This is a genomic window from Stenotrophomonas maltophilia group sp. Smal32, assembly GCF_030237085.1.
GTDB lineage: Bacteria > Pseudomonadota > Gammaproteobacteria > Xanthomonadales > Xanthomonadaceae > Stenotrophomonas > Stenotrophomonas maltophilia_Q.
Genome location: NZ_JASJSI010000102.1, coordinates 1 through 15,764 on the forward strand (window position 1 = coordinate 1; position 15,764 = coordinate 15,764).

Consider the following 15,764-nt stretch of genomic DNA (forward strand, 5'->3'; position numbering starts at 1 on the left):
CTGGGCGTCGCCGCTCTTGTAGACCCAGCGGAAGAACTCCTGGGTGGCCTTGCCGTTGGCAGCATTCTTCGGCTTCTTGTGCACCAGGATGAAGTTGGTGGCGGTGATCGGCCACGACTCGGCGCCCGGGGCGTTGGTCATCACCAGGTAGAAGTCCTTGGCGCTGGCCCAGTCGGCGCTGGCGGCGGCTGCGGCGAACGACGCATCGCTCGGCTGCACGAACTTGCCGGCGGCATTCTTCATCGCGGTGTAAGACAGCTTGTTCTGCAGCGCGTAGGACAGTTCGACGTAGCCGATGCCACCCTTGATCTGCTTCACGTATGCGGCAACGCCTTCGTTGCCCTTGCCGCCGATGCCGGCCGGCCACTGGACCGAGGTGCCTTCACCGACCGAGCTCTTCCACTCCGGGCTGACCTTGGACAGGTAGTTGACGAAGTTGAAGGTGGTGCCCGAACCATCCGAACGGTGCACGACGGTGATCTTGGCGCTCGGCAGAGCCACGCCCGGGTTCAGCGCGGCGATGGCCGGGTCGTTCCAGGTCTTGATCTTGCCCAGGAAGATGTTGGCCAGCACGGTGCCGTCCAGCTTCAGTGCGCCCGGGGCGATGCCGGCCACGTTGACCACCGGCACCACGCCGCCGATCACCGACGGGAACTGCGCCAGGCCCGAAGCAGCCAGCTCTTCCGGCTTCAGCGGGGCGTCGGAGGAGCCGAAATCAACGGTCTTGGCCTTGATCTGCGCAATGCCGCCGCCGGAACCGATCGACTGGTAGTTGACCTTGTTGCTGGTGGCGGCGTTGTAGTCGGCCGACCACTTCGACATCACCGGGTAGATGAACGAGGCGCCCGCGCCGGTGATTTCAGCGGCGTTGGCGGCGAACACGGACGACGCTGCGAAGACGGCAACGGCAACGCGCGACTTGAAGGCGTGGATCACGGGGTGGCTCCTGGGTTGATTGGGATGCGGGGTTACCCGCCCGGCGCACATTCCATAACGGTTCGATGACAGCGCAGGGACCGTTGTATGACGCAACCGTTACAGCGCTCGCCGCTGCCGCTGCAGCGGTGTCCGTGAAGGTTTCGCGCGCGGTCGGAGTGCGGCGGGGCGGTGAGTCGCCAACCTCCATATGTCGTTGACGGCGCCTCCGCGCTGACGCACGTGCATTCCGGGTAATGGGCATCCGGCAGCGATGTCATGTACTGCACAGGGATGCGTGGGGGCCGCGTTGCGCCTTGAAGCGGATACATCACGCCATGTGTCGCAAGGCCTAGGCACAGGTGCCGGCGCAAATGCGTCGTCCGCATGACCACACGAAGAAACCTGTGTTTGGTGCGCAGTTTGTCATTCGACTGTCATGGTTTTAACGGAACGTTCGCAAAACGCTTGACCGGCCTGCCGGCGTGGCGTTCTGCCCAAGCCATTCCAACCCTCTGGAGAGATCCAAAATGCGTTCCCATTTGCTCGCCGCCGCGGTCGTTGCAAGCCTCGGTCTGGTTTCCGCCGACGCCTTCGCAGCCCCCGCCAGCTCGGGCGTATCCCAGGCACAGCTGCAGCAGCTGCAGGCACAGATCGCCGCGCTGCAGGCCCAGGTCCAGCAGTTGCAGAACGATTCGCAGGCGCTGCAGGCGCAGTCCGACGCGCAGTCCGAAGTGAACATCACCCAGGCGCAGGCGCTGGAAGGTGCACAGAAGACCCAGACCAGCGTCGACAAGCTGGCCAAGCTGGTCAATGACAACAAGATCGGCGGTCGCATGTTCTTCGACCTGACCAACATCGACAAGACCAGCAACGGCAAAGACACCGCCGCCAGCGGCACCGGTCTGGACGTCAAGCGCTTCTACCTGACCGTCGACCACAAGTTCAACGACATCTGGTCGGCCAACCTGACCACCGACTTCCAGTACAGCTCGGCCATTGGCAACACCGAACTGTTCGTCAAGAAGGCCTACGTGCAGGGCAGCTTCGACCCGGCCTTCAACCTGCGCGTCGGTGCCGCCGACATGCCGTGGATCCCTTACGTCGAGAAGTTCTACGGCATGCGCTATGTCGAGAACACCCTGACCGACCGCCTGAAGTACGGCAACTCGTCCGACTGGGGCCTGCATGGCTTCGGCAACCTGGGCAACAACTTCAACTACGCCGTCTCGGTGGTGTCCGGCGCCGGCTACAAGAACCCGACCCGCAGCAAGGGCATGGACGTGGAAGGCCGCGTGGCCTACACCCCGAACGAGAACTTCGTGGTTGCCGTCGGTGGCTACAGCGGCAAGCTGGGCAAGGAAACCGACATCCAGAGTTCCGAGAACACCTACACCCGCGCCAACGCGATGGTGGCCTACGCCGACAGCAATTTCCGCGTCGGTGGTGAGTACTTCCAGGCCAAGAACCTCAACAACGTGATGACCGTTGCCACCGACAAGTCCAGCGGCTGGTCGGTGTGGGGCAGCGTGCGCGTGACCGACGGCGGCATCAACGTGTTCGGTCGTTACGATGACACCGACGTCAGCAAGACCCTGGATCCGACCCTGAGCGACAAGTACTGGAACGTCGGCGTCGAGTTCCCGGTCATGAAGAACCTCAAGCTGTCGACCGTGTACAAGTACACCCACCTGGCCAACGCTGGCGACAAGAAGAACGACAAGACCAAGGAATTCGGCGTCTGGGGCGACCTGTCGTTCTGATCTCCTGAAGCACGCTTGTCCTGAAACACAGACGGCGGGCCTTGTGCCCGCCGTCTTCTTCTGGTCAAAACAGAGACTGCGTCACGCCTCGGCCGTGGTCTTTTCCTTGAACCGGCACAGATCGGCGATCACGCAGCCCGGGCAATCCGGCTTGCGCGCCTTGCACACATAACGCCCGTGCAGGATCAGCCAATGATGCGCGTCGAGCAGGAACTCGGCGGGGATCACCTTCACCAGCTTGTCTTCCACTTCGCGCACGTTCTTTCCCGGGGCCAGTCCGGTACGGTTGGAGACGCGGAAGATATGCGTGTCGACCGCCATCGCCGGCTCGCCGAACGCGGTGTTGAGCACCACATTGGCGGTCTTGCGGCCGACGCCCGGCAGCGCTTCCAGTGCATCGCGATCGCGCGGCACTTCACCGCCATGCTTTTCCAGCAGGATCGCGCAGGTGGCGATCACGTTCTTGGCCTTGGCGTTGAACAGGCCGATGGTGGCGATGTATTGCTTCAGCCCATCCTCGCCAAGCGCGAGGATCTTTGCCGGCGTATTGGCCACCGGGAACAGGCGGCGCGTGGCCTTGTTGACGCCGACATCGGTGGCCTGCGCCGACAACGCCACCGCCACCAGCAGCTCGAACGGCGAGCTGTACTCCAGTTCGGTCTTCGGGTGCGGGTTGAGTTCGCGCAGGCGGGTGAACATCTCCACCACGTCGGCGCGCGGCATCGTGCCGCCACGCCGCGCCGGAGCGCGTGCAGTCTTCTTCGTGGTGGCCATTACTGCTCCTTGCCGCTGGCGCGGGCCTTGGCCCGGGCGAGGATGGCGGCCGCTGCGGCGGGCAGGGCGGGCTTCACGTCCGGCGCCGGGGCCGGGGTGCGCCGTGCGTCGCGTTCGGCTTCGCGGCGGGCCAGCCGTACCGCGCGGGCGCGATAGCGTTCGCGTGCCGCCCAGGCCGCCTGAAGCTGCTGCTGGGCCTGCTGCAACCGCTGCGGGAGTTCCGGGTGGCCGGGCAGCAACTGTGCGTCGTCGGCGCGGGCGACATAGTCCATCAGCCCGGCCTGAAGGGCGCCATCGAGATCGTCTGCCTGGACCCGGGCGAACAGCCGCGCGGGGTTGGGTCGGGATGCCATGGCGTCAGCGGTTCTGGAAGGCCGGCGGGCGGCGCTGCAGGAAGGCGCTGGTTCCCTCGCGCATGTCCTCGGTGGCGAACAGCAGGCCAAACTGCGCGCTTTCGTATTCCAGCCCGGCTTCCAGGCTGCATTCGCCACCCACGTGCACCGCGTCCAGCAGGCCGCGCAGGGCCAGCGGCGCCGAGCGCGCCAGCTGCCGGGCGACGTCATTCACGCGATTGTCCAGCGCGTCGGCCGGCACCACCTCGTTGACGATCCCCAGTTCCAGCGCACGTGCGGCGTTGATCGGTGCACCCAGCAGGCAGAGCTCCAGGGTGGCGGCACGGCCGCACAGGCGCAGCAGGCGCTGGCTGCCGCCGAAGCCGGGAATCAGGCCCAGATTGATTTCCGGTTGGCCGACTTTGGCGGTATCGGCGGCGATGCGCAGGTGGCAGGCCATCGCCAGCTCCAGGCCGCCGCCCAGCGCAAAACCGTTCACGCGGGCGATGACCGGCTTGGGCATGCGCTCGATCTGGCGCATCAGGGCCTGGCCCAGCAGCGAGAAATCACGTCCCTGAACCGCGCTGAGTGTGTTCATCTCGGTAATGTCGGCGCCGGCCACGAACGCCTTCGGGCCAGCACCGGTCAGCACCACCACGCGCACTTCCGGGTCTGCGGCGGCAGCACTGAAGGCCTCGGCCAGGGCCTGCAGGGTCGCGGCATTGAGGGCGTTGAGCTTGTCCGGGCGCTGGACGGTCACGGTGCGGATGGCGCCGTCGTCGGTGACAGCGATCAGGGCATCGGCCACGGGTAAACTCCTGGAACGTTAAAAAAAAGTGATATTGAACTCCGCGAACGCAGACGGGTCATAGCCTGCATCGTGAGTAGCGGTTACACGTTGCGCCCGTTATCCTAACCCGTCGCCTCAGGGCGGCGCAGAACGTCCCTGAGTTACCACCCCTGGAGAACTGTTTGATGAAGTTGCGTTCTATCGCGGTCGCCGTCGCGGCCCTGGCCCTGACGGGCAATGCCTTCGCCCAGGACGTTTCGTCCGAAAAGGGCAAGCTGAGCTACTACTTCGGTTACGACTACGGCAACAACCTGGCGGAGCTGACCGGTCGCGGTGAGCAGCTGGACATCAACTCGGTGGTGAAGGGCCTGCAGGATGCCTACGCCAAGAAGCAGCCGGCGATCACCGCCGAGCAGCTGAAGCCGGCCGTTGAAGCGTTCCAGAAGCGCGAGCAGGGCCGTGCCCAGGCTGCCAAGGCCGAGTACGAAAAGGCTGCTGCCGAAAACAAGACCAAGAGCGACCAGTTCATCGCGGCGAACAAGGCCAAGGCCGGCGTGCAGTCGCTGCCGAGCGGCGTCCAGTACCGCGTGATCGAAGCCGGCAAGGGTGCCAAGCCGACCCAGGCCAGCACCGTGCAGCTGGAAGTGGCCGGTCCGTTCCCGTACGGCCAGCGCCCGACCGAAGCCCGCCCGGCCCAGCAGATCCCGTCGATCAAGGTCAGCGAAGTCGAAATGAAGGCCATGCGCGAGACCCTGCTGCAGATGCCGGCAGGCTCGAAGTGGGAAGTCACCCTGCCGCCGGACCAGGCCTACGGTGCCGACCCGCGCACCCCGTTCCCGCCGAACGTGGCTGTGCAGTTCGAGATCAAGCTGGTCAGCGTCAAGTAAATCGAAGCGGTAAACCAAACGCGCCGGTGATTCCACCGGCGCGTTTTTGTTTGCGCAGCGCGCGACCTGTAGCGCCGAGCCATGCTCGGCGAACGCGCGCAGTGCGATGCCGTCACGCGCCGCATCGTTACCCGCGCAAATCCCGCCCATTCGCGCTACTGTTGCCGGGTGCAAACAATGGAAGAAACGGCGCGTGTTGTCGCAAGTCCCTGCATCGGAGTGTGCACGCTGGATCCGCACCGGCAGTGCAGCGGGTGCGGGCGGCATATCGACGAAATCGCGCGGTGGTCGTCGATGAGCAATGACGAACGCAACCGCATCCTGCACCGCGTGCAACCGCTGCGCGCGCAGCTTCAGCAGTCACTGCGCGGCTCGCTGGCCGACCACGAACGGCTGATGCGCGCGCTGCACCCGCTGGCCGAACCGCCGGTTGGTGATGGCTGGAACCGCAGCGAACTGATTGACCTGCTGCCGCCCGGGCCTCCGGTGGAAGCGGCGGTGCTGGCCGGCATCGTGCCGCGAGCCAATGGCGCGCAGGTGATCCTCACCCGTCGCACCGAAACCCTGCGCACGCACGGTGGCCAGGTCGGGTTCCCCGGCGGACGCACCGAGCCCGACGACCGCGACGCACTGGCGGCGGCATTGCGCGAGAGCCAGGAAGAAATCGCACTGGCCCCCGGCCAGGTGCAGGCGCTGGGCTACCTGGATCCCTTCGTGACGATCACCGGCTACCGGGTCACCCCGGTGGTGGCGGTGGTCGATCCGGACTTCGTGCCGGTGCCGCAGCCCAGCGAAGTCGCCGAGGTGTTCGAGGTGCCGCTGGACTACCTGATGGCGGCGGACAACCTGCGCCAGGTCGAAATCAACCATCGCGGCCGCATCCGCCACGTCCTTGAGTACGGCTGGCCCGGCCAGCGCATCTGGGGCGCCACCGCGGCCATTCTCTACAACCTGCGTCGCCGCCTGGAGCAAGTGCAATGAACCCGATCGATCCGCCGTGGACCACCCTGGTCGATGTCGCCACCTTGGCTGCCGCGTTGGGCGAGGGCATCCGCGTGGTCGACGCACGCGCCACCGCCAGCACCGCAGTGCGCGTGGTCGATGCGCGGGCCTCGCTGGCCGACCCGCAGGCGGGAAGCAGCCAGTATCTGGCCGGTCATATCCCGGGTGCGGTGTATGCCGATCTCAATCGTGATCTGTCCGATCTGTCGCGCGTCGGCCACGGTCGCCATCCACTGCCGGACAGCGATGCCTTTGCCGTAAAGCTGGGGCAGTGGGGCATCAGCCCCGATACCCAGGTGGTGGTCTACGACGGCAGCGACGGCAGCATGGCCGCCTCGCGCCTGTGGTGGCTGCTGCGACTGATTGGCCACCAGAAGGTGGCCGTGCTCGACGGCGGTGTCGCAGCCTGGCAGGCCGCCAGTCACGCGCTGGAAAGCGGTCAGAGTGACGTGGCGGTGCTGCCGGCCTACCCGGGCCGTTTCGATACCACCCAGGTCGCCAACGCCGATGAAATCACCGCGCGCCTGAAACATGCACCGGGCTGGCTGGTCGACGCACGCGCGGGTGAACGTTTCCGCGGCGAAGTGGAGCCCCTCGACCCGGTTGCCGGCCACGTGCCGGGCGCAGTCAACCGGCCGTTCGCCCTGAACGTGCTCGAGGGCCGCCTGCGCGACGCACAGGAACTTCGCGCCGAACTGCAGGGCGTGATCGGCAACCGCGATCCAGAACAGGTGGTGCTGATGTGTGGCTCTGGCGTGACCGCCTGCCACCTGCTGCTGGCGATGGAAAGCGCAGGACTGAGCGGTGCGCGCATCTATGCCGATTCCTGGAGCGGATGGTGTCCGAAAACCAGCCGCCGTGTCCCCACCGGCCCGTGTGTACCGCAGGGTCGTATCGGTTTCGCGCGGGGAAAGGGGTGTGACCCCATCGAGCGCAAAACTGTGTAATACCCGGTTGGGTAGCAAGGGGATCCTACCCCGTGTCGACCATGGTCGAAACCCACAACCAGCAGCGGGAAACTGTCGAAGGCGGGGTGGGTCCGGTTGCGGGGGTGTCCGCGGCATGGATGCCGCGGCCAAGCCCCCATGGACGGGTTTACGGCGTCCCCCGCAACCGGACACACCCCGCCATCCAACGGAATGCCAGCGTTTGACGTTGCCGTTGCCGTTGCTTCTGCAGGTGCAGGGCGCAGCCCTGCAAACCCTCACCCAACCGGCTGCAGTGGCACCCTCGCCAGCACCCGCGCCCACGGGAACAACGGCCCCGGGTCACGCTTGCGCGCCACCGTCAGCGCCGGATCATCACTGGCCGGCACCTGCTCCAGATCCAGCTGGTCATGCCCGGCAATCCGCCGCAGCGACGGGTAGCGCGCCACCAGCGCCAGCAGCAGCGCCTCCAGCGCCATCAGCTGCGCCTCGGTGTACGCCTCGTCCATCGCCTGGTGACGGCTGTCGAACCAGTGCGGGTAGCGCCCGGTGTTGACCAGCTCGATGCCCAGCGTATGCGCGTTCATGCCGCGTACGTGGTGGGCCACGCGTTCCGGCGCCACGTACTGCACCACGCGGCCATCGCGGTCGATGTAGAAATGGCCGCTGTTGCCGGCACCGCTGTCGTACAGCACGCGCTCGCCGTACTCGCGGGCCATCGCCAGGTCGGGCAGCTCGGTGCAGTGGATCACCACCATTTCCAGCGTGGCCGGGTCGCGCAGGGGCAGACGGTCTTCGTAGGGCAGGGGCTGCAGCTGCAGGCCGGGCAGGAGCGGGTTGGGCATCCGGCGATGCTAGCATTGCGGCATGAACCTGCCTTCCCTTTCCTCGTTGGCCCGCTCGCACGGAGCACGCGCATGAGCCGCGGCCACTGCATCCTGTCGCATGGCTTCGAGAGCGGCCCGGAGGCGACCAAGGTCACCGCGCTGGCCGACGTGGCGCAGCGGCTGGGCTGGACCCACGAGCGCCCCGACTACACCGACCTGGACGCGATGAGCGAGGTCAGCCGCGTAGGTGACGTGCCGACTCGGCTGCGCCGCCTGGTCGAGCGCACCGCCATCGCGGCCCAGCAGGGCCCGGTGGTGCTGGCCGGCTCCAGCCTGGGTGCCTACATCTCTGCCATCGCCTCGCTGCAGGTGCCGGTGGCCGGCCTGTTCCTGATGGTGCCGCCGACCACCATGGGCCCGATGCCGGCGCTGGACGCCGCCGCCGTGCCGACCACCGTGGTCCAGGCCTGGCATGACGACGTGGTCCCGGCCGCCGGGGTCATCGCCTGGGCCCAGGCGCGCTCGGCGCAGCTGCTGCTGGTCGATGATGGGCACCGCCTGGAACGCCACGTGGAGGCCTCCGCGCAGGCCTTCGAGCGCCTGCTGCGGCAACTGTGAAGCCCGGGCGCACGGCGCGCCCGCCCGCTTTGACTACAATGGCAGCCCCGCCGCCCCCGGCGCGGGCCTGCCGGCCGTGCTTGCGGCCCTCCTTTCCGACCGGCCCGGCCCCTGTGCCGCGCCCGACCACCTGCGAACCGATCCCGTGAAATTCTTCGTCTCCTGCGCCAAGGGCCTGGAATACCTGCTTGCCGATGAGCTGTCGGCCCTGGGCCTTGGCAAGGCCACTGCCACCATTGCCGGCGTCAACGCCGAGGGCGAACTGGAGCAGGCGCTGCGGATCGTGATGTGGTCGCGTCTGGCCAGCCGCGTGCTGTGGCCGATCGACGAGTTCGACTGTCCGGACGAACAGGCCCTGTACGACGGCGTGCGTGCGCTGCCGTGGCACGAGCACATCAAGCCGGAGATGACCCTGGCGGTGGACGCGCACGTGTCCGGTGACAAGATCACCCATGCGCGCTTCGCCGCACAGCGGATCAAGGACGCCATCGTCGACCGCATGCGCGACGAGGGCCTGGAACGCCCCTCGGTCAACACCGATCTGCCCGATGTGCGCGTCAACCTGTCGCTGCGCAAGGGCCGTGCTTCGCTGTCGATCGACCTCGGCGGTGGCCCGCTGCATCGCCGTGGCTGGCGTGGCGCCGCCCACGAAGCGCCGCTGAAGGAAAACCTGGCCGCCGCGCTCCTGCTGCGCGCGCAGTGGCCGCGCCTGCACGCCGCTGGTGGCGGGCTGCTGGACCCGATGTGCGGCAGCGGCACGCTGCTGATCGAAGGCGCGCTGATGGCCGCCGACGTTGCTCCCGGCCTGATGCGCCATGGCAGCCTGCCGCCGAGCCGCTGGCTGGGCTTCGACAAGGCGGCCTGGAAGAGCATCCAGAGCGAGGCGCGTGACCGCGAAGCGGCTGGCCTGGCCGCGTTGAAGCCGGTCATCCACGGCAGCGACATCGACCCGATCGCGATCCAGGCGGCGCGCGAGAATGCCGAGGTGGCGGGCGTCGCCCACGCGATCCGCTTCATCCGCGCCGATGTGGCCGACCTGGCCGCGCCGGAGCAGGAGATCGGTGCGGTGGTCTGCAACCCGCCGTATGACGAGCGCCTGGCCGCTGATCCGGCGCTGTACCGCGCGCTCGGCAACGCCTTGCAGAAGGCGGTGCCGCAATGGCGCGCCAGCCTGCTGTGCGGCAACGACGAACTGGCCTTCGCCACCGGCCTGCGCGCCGGCAAGAAGTACCAGATGTTCAACGGCGCACTGGAATGCGCGCTGATCGTCTGCGACCCGATCGCCGTGCCGGGCCTCCATCCGGCGCAGCCGCGCGAGTTGAGCGAAGGTGCGCAGATGGTGGCCAACCGCCTGCGCAAGAACCTGAAGAAGTTCAAGAGCTGGCGCGCCCGCGAAGACATCACCTGCTTCCGCGCCTATGACGCCGACCTGCCGGAATACGCGGCTGCCATTGACGTCTACGAGGAAGATGGTGGCAAGCGCCGCACCTTCCTGCATGTGCAGGAGTACGCCGCACCGGCGGCGATCCCGGAGAACGACGTGCGCCGCCGCCGCAACGAACTGCTGGCCGCTGCGCGCGAAGTGTTCGGCGTGCCGCCGGAGCAGGTCTCGATGAAGTCGCGAGAGCGCGGCAAGGGTGGCAGCAAGTACGGCCGCTTCGAGCAGCGTGATGAGTTCATCGTGGTGCGCGAGAACAATGCGCTGCTGCAGGTAAACCTGTTTGACTACCTGGATACCGGGCTGTTCCTCGACCACCGCCCGCTGCGCCGGATGATGGCCGAGCAGGTGCGTGGCAAGCGCTTCCTCAACCTGTTCTGCTATACGGGCGTGGCCAGCGTGCAGGCCGCCGTGGCCGGTGCCGCCAGCACCACCAGCGTCGATCTGTCGGCGACCTACCTTCAGTGGTGCTACGACAACCTGGCCTTGAACGGGCAGGGCGGCAACCAGCACCTGCTGGTGCAGGCCGATGCGATGGCATGGCTGGAAGCGGACCGTGGCCAGTACGATGTGATCTTCTGCGATCCGCCGACCTTCTCCAACTCCGCGCGCGCCGACGATTTCGACGTGCAGCGTGAGCAGCTGAAGCTGCTGCGTGCGGCGGTGGCACGATTGGCGCCCGGCGGTGTGCTGTACTTCTCCAACAACTTCCGCCGCTTCAAGCTGGAAGAGAACGCCATCGCCGAGTTCGCCCAGTGCCGCGAGATCACCGCGCGCACCCTCGGCCCGGATTTCGAACGCAACGCGCGCATCCACCGCGCGTGGGAACTGAAGCGGTTGGGGTGATTCCAGCCGAAAGGGAATGCCGGCCAGCGGCCGGCACTACCCACGTGCGCGCAGAACGGTAGCGCCGGGCCATGCCCGGCGAGCGTGGGCCCGGTAGATCCATGCCTGCGTGGACGGCTCTACAGCACCAGCAAGCGCCCCGGCGCGTGGGCCAGCGGCCAATGCCCCCGTTCGTACAGCGCAAGCACGGGTTCCCAGTGCGCCGGCAGGCCGAGGTGCGTTTCCAGCAGGCGTTGACGGAAGGCGAACATCGCTCCATCGCGCGCCACCAGGTGCAGGTCATGTGCACCGCAGCGCAGTGCCGGCAGATCCAGTGCCGAAAGCGCGCGCATCAAGCTCCGGTTGAGTTCGCGCCGGGCGTCGGCCAGTTCGGCGGGATGGGGCAGGGCGCCGTGAAACGGATCCGAATCGCCCAGTGTTGTGGGCATCCACTCGAAACCATCGGTATCGATGGTCCGCAGTGCTTCGGCCAGCGACCGAACGGCGACGACGCCGGCCGTTGCGGGCAGTGTTTCACCCAACCGGGAAAAGAAGCCGATTCCAGACGTCCGCTGCAGCACGCTATCCATGCCGCCATTGTAGATCCACGCCATGCGTGGATGCCGTTGTCCCCGTCCTGCGGTTACACCAACCCCACCACCAGCCCGATCACCGGCAGCGCGATCGCCAGCGGCGCGATCCACGTTGGCCGATACGGGTACAACCCGAACGACAGCGCCACGCCACCCACGGTCATCGCACCCAGCCACAGCACCGGGCCCACCGCCCAGCCGTGGTCGGCCACGCACAGTGCGAAGGCCACTGTCAGCAGCACCCAGCCCAGTACCCGCCACTGCATCCGCCGTGCCGGTGCGGCCGCAGCCTTGCCATGCAGGTCGTGCTGGTGCTTTTCCATCCCCAGCGACAGGGCGGTGAACGCAGAGAACGACAGCGTCAGTGCCAGCAGCATCATGCGCTGGCCTCCGCTTCGGCCGCTTCGACTGATGCCTTCGGCGCTGCTGCGGCAGCCGCGCGCTTCTTCTTCTCGGCCGCACTCAGCGGTGGCGTCCAGCGCTGCATGCGCCAGCCGCACATCGCCAGCATCGCGCCGAAGGCAATCATCGACAGATCAACGCCGGCCAGCACCCATTCACCGTTGCGCAGGGTGACGCCGAGGTGCGCGTGTGTAGTCAGCGCGTTGACCACCGGCACCAGCGCGAACGCCGTTGCACCGAGGTACAGCTGCCACGCCCACATCATCCGCTTTGGCCAGATGAAGGCCGCCAGCAACGCCGCGCCCCAGGCGTAGAAGAACACGTTGGCCTCGGCGCTGGAGCGCTCGGCGATGTCCAGCGGCAGCAGGCGGTTGCCCCAGAAGTAGGCCGCGAAGGCAATCGGCAGGCCGGCTACGGTGCCGATGTTCAGCGCATCGACCAGGCGCAGGCCGAAGCCGGTGCGTCCACTCCTGGCATGCTTCGGCCGTTCCTTCACCGCCCACAGCACCACGCCGCTGGCCACCATCAGGCAGCCGACCAGGCCGGACAGGAAGAACAACGCGCGCAGGCCCCAGTCGGCGAAGCGTGCCAGGTGCAGGCCGTACAGCACGCCGCGGGTGGCGGTGGCGCCACCGGACGGCGGTGTTTCTTCCAGCAGCGCACCGCTGACCATGCTGTAGCGCACGGCCGGGGTGTCGGTGGACAGTCGCTTGCCGTCGCGCTGGCGGATGTCGATCACCGCATTGGCTGCGCCCGGGTTGGATACGGTGAAGCCGGCCACTTCCACGCCGTGCCAATGCGCGCGTGCGCTGTCCAGCAGCTGTGCGATCGGCAGCGGGGTGGCGCGTCCTTCGGCGGGCGCGGTCACCTCCGGCATGCCGCCGAAGGCCTCGAAGAAGAATTTGTCCTCGTCCTGCGGATAAGCCACCTTCACGCCCCAAGGCAGGTACATGATCATCAGGGTGACGATGCCGGTGTAGGTGATCATCGCGTGGTACGGCAGCGCCATCACTGCGCTGACGTTGTGGAAATCGAGCCAGGAACGCAGGCCCTTGTCCTTGCGGAAGGTGAAGAAGTCCTTGAAGATTTTCTTGTGGGTGATGACGCCGGTGATGATCGCCACCAGCATGAACATCGCGCAGAAGCCGACCAGATAGCGCGCCCACAGCACCGGGATGTAGTGCAGGTCGAAGTGCAGCCGGTAGAAGAAGTCGCCGCCGCGGGTCTCGCGCGCCTTCAATGCCTGGCCGGTGTTCGGATCCAGCGTGGCGTCGCCAAAGCCACCGCGGCGGCCACGGCTGGGGTCGGCCAGCTCCGGTGGCAACCGCCAGAACATCTGCATGGCCGGGTTGCGCGGCTGCGGCAGCGTGACGAACCAGTTCCCGGCCTGGCTGGCATTGGCCTGCAGGTAGTCCACCGCGCGCTGCGCGGCCACATCGATGCTGACCTTGTTGGCCGGCAGCTCCGGGCGCATCCAGCGGCTGATTTCCTCGCGGTAATAGCTGGCTGTGCCGGCCATGAAGATCAGCAGCAGCAACCAGCCGACCAGCAGCCCGGTCCAGGTGTGCAGCCAGGCCATCGATTGGCGGAATCCGTTCTTCATGCCCAGGCCCCCATCAGGCGCGCAATGCCTGCCATCAGCAGGGCCGGGGCGAGGATGCCCACCCAGGCGCGCAGTGCGCTGCGGGTGGCGAATGCCCACAGTGCGGCACAGGCGGCGACCAGGATCGCCAGCAGCATGCCGGTCAGCACGGTCTGGCCGCGCGCGCCGGGCAGCGCCACCGCGCAGAACACGCTGGTCACCGAGGCCAGCGCATAGCCGCCGAAGATCGCGGCCAACGAACGTGACAGCACGCCCCAGCGCGGGTTGGAGAAGAAGGTGCGGGGGCTGGCGGTTGCGGGCGAGCGGTCCACGGCGTTCCTGCAGGTAGGGGAGGGGATGGAACGCGTCCGCGGCCCCCTTGCGCCCTGCGCATGTCGCCCAGCGTGTCCCATCGACGAAGCACCGCCCGCGCAGACGGGCAGCTCAGAGGTCGGGGATGTACACGGGCGATGGGCGCGTCTTCCGCGCCTGTTTGGCTAAGCGTACAACCGATTAGAAAATGATAGGCATTCGCATTTCGTTAATCAAGCGTGACGGCGCCCGCTCCCGTGCAGGGAGGCTTCAGAAGCGGAAAAGGACCGTCGCAGCGTGCAGCAGCAGGCCGATCAGACCGCCGACCAGGGTGCCGTTGAAGCGGATGAATTGCAGGTCACGGCCCACGCTCAGTTCCAGCTGTTCGACCAGGTGCCGCTCGTCCCAGCCTTTCACGGTCTGCGCGATATGCGTGGTCACGCCCTCGCGCAGGCGGCCGGTCAGGCGCTGCGCACCTTCCAGCAGGTGCTGGTTGAGGGCCTCGCGCAGGGCCGGGTCAGCCTGCAGGCTGGCGCCCAGCGACGCGAGGCTGCGCTGCAGGTGGCCGACCAGCGCCGAGTCTTCGCGTTGCAGATCGGCGCGCAGGCTGGCGTGGATGCGCGTCCACAGCCCTTGCACGTAGTCCTGCAGGGCGGGGTGGTCGATCATTTCCTGCTTGAGCTGCTCGATGCGCTCCGCCAGGGCCGGGTCCTCGCGCAGGCGCTGCACGTAATTCTGCAGCCAGGTCTCGTAGTCCTGGCGCAGCGGATGCTGCGGCTCGGCCAGCACCTGCTGCAGTTCTTCCAGCACCGCCCGCGCCAGGCGCTCGGCCAGGCTGTCGCCGATCTCGTCGATCGGCTTGACCCAGTTCACCGTGCTCGACAACGTCGGCCATTCGCGCTGGATATAGCGCACGATCAACTGCGAGGCGCGTTCCTTCACCTCCGGTTGTTCCAGCCAGCGCCCCAGCCGCTGCAGGCCCTCGTCCAGCACGCGCTGGTGGCGCCCATCGGCGGTCAGCAGGGCCAGCAGTTCACCCGCGGTGGCGGCGGCATTCCACTGCCGCAGCTGCTGCACCACGAAGGCATGCAGCTGCCGGCGTACTGCGGTTTCGTCGAAGAAGTCCAGCGCCTGCAGGGCCCAGCCGCGGGCCATGTCGGCCAGCATGCGCGAGCGTGCCGGGTCGGCCAGCCAGCTGCCGAGGCGGCTGGCCGGGTCGAATACCTGCAGCTTGGCCAGCAGCACACCTGGCTCCAGGAACTGGTCGCGCACGAACAGCGCCAGGCTGTCGCCGATGCGCTCCTTGCTGCGCGGGATGATGGCAGTGTGCGGAATCGGCAGGCCCATCGGCCGCCGGAACAGGGCGACGACCGCGAACCAGTCGGCCAGTGCACCGACTGCGGCCGCCTCGCAGAACGCCGAGACCCAGGCCCAGATACCGCGCTCGCCCTGCCAGTGGCTGACCGCGAATCCGGCCAGCATCAACAGCAGCAGGCCGAGCGCGAGGGCTTTCAGGCGCCGCAGTTGTGCGCGGCGCGGATCGTGGGCAGGCATCATGCCGGAAGTCTAACCGCAGCCCGGTGACGCCTGTCTGTAGAGGCGAGGCCCCCCGCCGCCCCCCCGCCCGGGGTTCCGGGGGGGGGGGGGGTATGCGGGGGGGGGGGGGGGGGGGGGGGGGGGGGGGGGGGGGGGGGGGGGGGGGGGGGGGGGGGGGGGGGGGGGGGGGGGGGGGGGGGGGGGGGGGGGGGGGGGGGGGGGGGGGGGGGGGGGGGGGGGGG

The 15,764-nt window shown here is 67.6% G+C and carries 15 protein-coding genes and 1 pseudogene; 6 read left to right on the forward strand and 10 right to left on the reverse strand.

Annotated elements, in window-relative coordinates; all coding sequences use genetic code 11:
* A partial coding sequence (gene pstS / locus QRO91_RS18300; protein ID WP_285310500.1) for a phosphate ABC transporter substrate-binding protein PstS occupies window positions 1-936 on the reverse strand: 936 nt, incomplete at its 3' end.
* Window positions 937-1,445: 509 nt separating this feature from the next.
* Here pstS and QRO91_RS18305 point away from each other — a divergent pair.
* Window positions 1,446-2,678, forward strand: a complete 1,233-nt coding sequence (locus tag QRO91_RS18305; RefSeq protein ID WP_049431224.1) for a porin — start codon at window positions 1,446-1,448, stop codon at window positions 2,676-2,678.
* Between the two features lie 81 nt (window positions 2,679-2,759).
* On the opposite strand, the gene nth is transcribed toward QRO91_RS18305, so the two are convergent.
* Genes nth through QRO91_RS18320 form a run of 3 tightly spaced genes read right to left on the reverse strand, consistent with a single transcriptional unit; the run spans window position 2,760 to window position 4,592 of the window.
* Window positions 2,760-3,452 (reverse strand): endonuclease III, encoded by a 693-nt coding sequence (gene nth / locus QRO91_RS18310; protein ID WP_049431226.1) that lies wholly within the window; start codon window positions 3,450-3,452, stop codon window positions 2,760-2,762.
* The gene (locus tag QRO91_RS18315; RefSeq protein ID WP_049431229.1) at window positions 3,452-3,805 is read right to left on the reverse strand and encodes a hypothetical protein; all 354 of its coding nucleotides are present in this window, start codon (window positions 3,803-3,805) and stop codon (window positions 3,452-3,454) included. The genes nth and QRO91_RS18315 overlap by 1 nt, the downstream gene beginning before the upstream one ends.
* 4 nt (window positions 3,806-3,809) lie before the next feature.
* Window positions 3,810-4,592, reverse strand: a complete 783-nt coding sequence (locus QRO91_RS18320; protein ID WP_049431232.1) for an enoyl-CoA hydratase/isomerase family protein — start codon at window positions 4,590-4,592, stop codon at window positions 3,810-3,812.
* Window positions 4,593-4,759: 167 nt separating this feature from the next.
* On the opposite strand from QRO91_RS18320, the gene QRO91_RS18325 reads away from it, so the two are divergent.
* The 3 genes and pseudogenes from QRO91_RS18325 to QRO91_RS18335 form a co-directional block, all read left to right on the forward strand.
* A complete protein-coding gene (locus tag QRO91_RS18325; RefSeq protein ID WP_005408797.1) occupies window positions 4,760-5,461 on the forward strand; it encodes an FKBP-type peptidyl-prolyl cis-trans isomerase N-terminal domain-containing protein in 702 nt (233 codons plus the stop codon).
* Window positions 5,462-5,638: 177 nt separating this feature from the next.
* The gene (locus QRO91_RS18330) at window positions 5,639-6,442 is read left to right on the forward strand and encodes a CoA pyrophosphatase (RefSeq protein ID WP_049431235.1); all 804 of its coding nucleotides are present in this window, start codon (window positions 5,639-5,641) and stop codon (window positions 6,440-6,442) included.
* Window positions 6,439-7,335 (forward strand): annotated as a pseudogene (locus QRO91_RS18335) (sulfurtransferase); the annotation flags it as partial. The gene QRO91_RS18330 and the pseudogene QRO91_RS18335, both read left to right, overlap by 4 nt.
* Window positions 7,336-7,667: 332 nt before the next feature.
* On the opposite strand, the gene QRO91_RS18340 reads toward QRO91_RS18335, so the two are convergent.
* Entirely contained in the window at window positions 7,668-8,234 is a 567-nt protein-coding gene (locus QRO91_RS18340; RefSeq protein ID WP_049431240.1) for an N-acetylmuramoyl-L-alanine amidase, read from the reverse strand.
* 72 nt (window positions 8,235-8,306) lie between these two features.
* On the opposite strand from QRO91_RS18340, the gene QRO91_RS18345 reads away from it, so the two are divergent.
* Window positions 8,307-8,834 carry an alpha/beta hydrolase gene (locus tag QRO91_RS18345; protein ID WP_049431244.1) on the forward strand — a complete coding sequence of 176 codons (528 nt, stop codon included), beginning with the start codon at window positions 8,307-8,309 and terminating at the stop codon, window positions 8,832-8,834.
* 145 nt (window positions 8,835-8,979) lie between these two features.
* Window positions 8,980-11,118, forward strand: a complete 2,139-nt coding sequence (rlmKL, locus tag QRO91_RS18350) for a bifunctional 23S rRNA (guanine(2069)-N(7))-methyltransferase RlmK/23S rRNA (guanine(2445)-N(2))-methyltransferase RlmL (RefSeq protein WP_285310501.1) — start codon at window positions 8,980-8,982, stop codon at window positions 11,116-11,118.
* A 119-nt stretch (window positions 11,119-11,237) separates the two neighbouring features.
* On the opposite strand, the gene QRO91_RS18355 is transcribed toward rlmKL, so the two are convergent.
* From QRO91_RS18355 to QRO91_RS18375, 5 genes are all read right to left on the reverse strand, one after another.
* Window positions 11,238-11,711, reverse strand: a complete 474-nt coding sequence (locus QRO91_RS18355; protein WP_049431248.1) for a hypothetical protein — start codon at window positions 11,709-11,711, stop codon at window positions 11,238-11,240.
* Window positions 11,712-11,740: 29 nt separating this feature from the next.
* Window positions 11,741-12,070, reverse strand: a complete 330-nt coding sequence (locus tag QRO91_RS18360) for a DUF3325 domain-containing protein (RefSeq protein ID WP_049431251.1) — start codon at window positions 12,068-12,070, stop codon at window positions 11,741-11,743.
* A complete protein-coding gene (locus tag QRO91_RS18365; RefSeq protein ID WP_049431254.1) occupies window positions 12,067-13,695 on the reverse strand; it encodes a PepSY domain-containing protein in 1,629 nt (542 codons plus the stop codon). The genes QRO91_RS18360 and QRO91_RS18365 overlap by 4 nt, the downstream gene beginning before the upstream one ends.
* Window positions 13,692-14,006: a DUF3649 domain-containing protein gene (locus QRO91_RS18370; RefSeq protein WP_049431256.1), complete on the reverse strand. Its 315-nt coding sequence runs from the start codon at window positions 14,004-14,006 to the stop codon at window positions 13,692-13,694. The genes QRO91_RS18365 and QRO91_RS18370 overlap by 4 nt, the downstream gene beginning before the upstream one ends.
* A gap of 250 nt (window positions 14,007-14,256) precedes the next feature.
* Complete coding sequence (locus QRO91_RS18375) at window positions 14,257-15,543, reverse strand: DUF445 domain-containing protein (protein ID WP_049431259.1); 1,287 nt, start codon at window positions 15,541-15,543, stop codon at window positions 14,257-14,259.
* Between the last annotated feature and the right edge of the window lie 221 nt (window positions 15,544-15,764).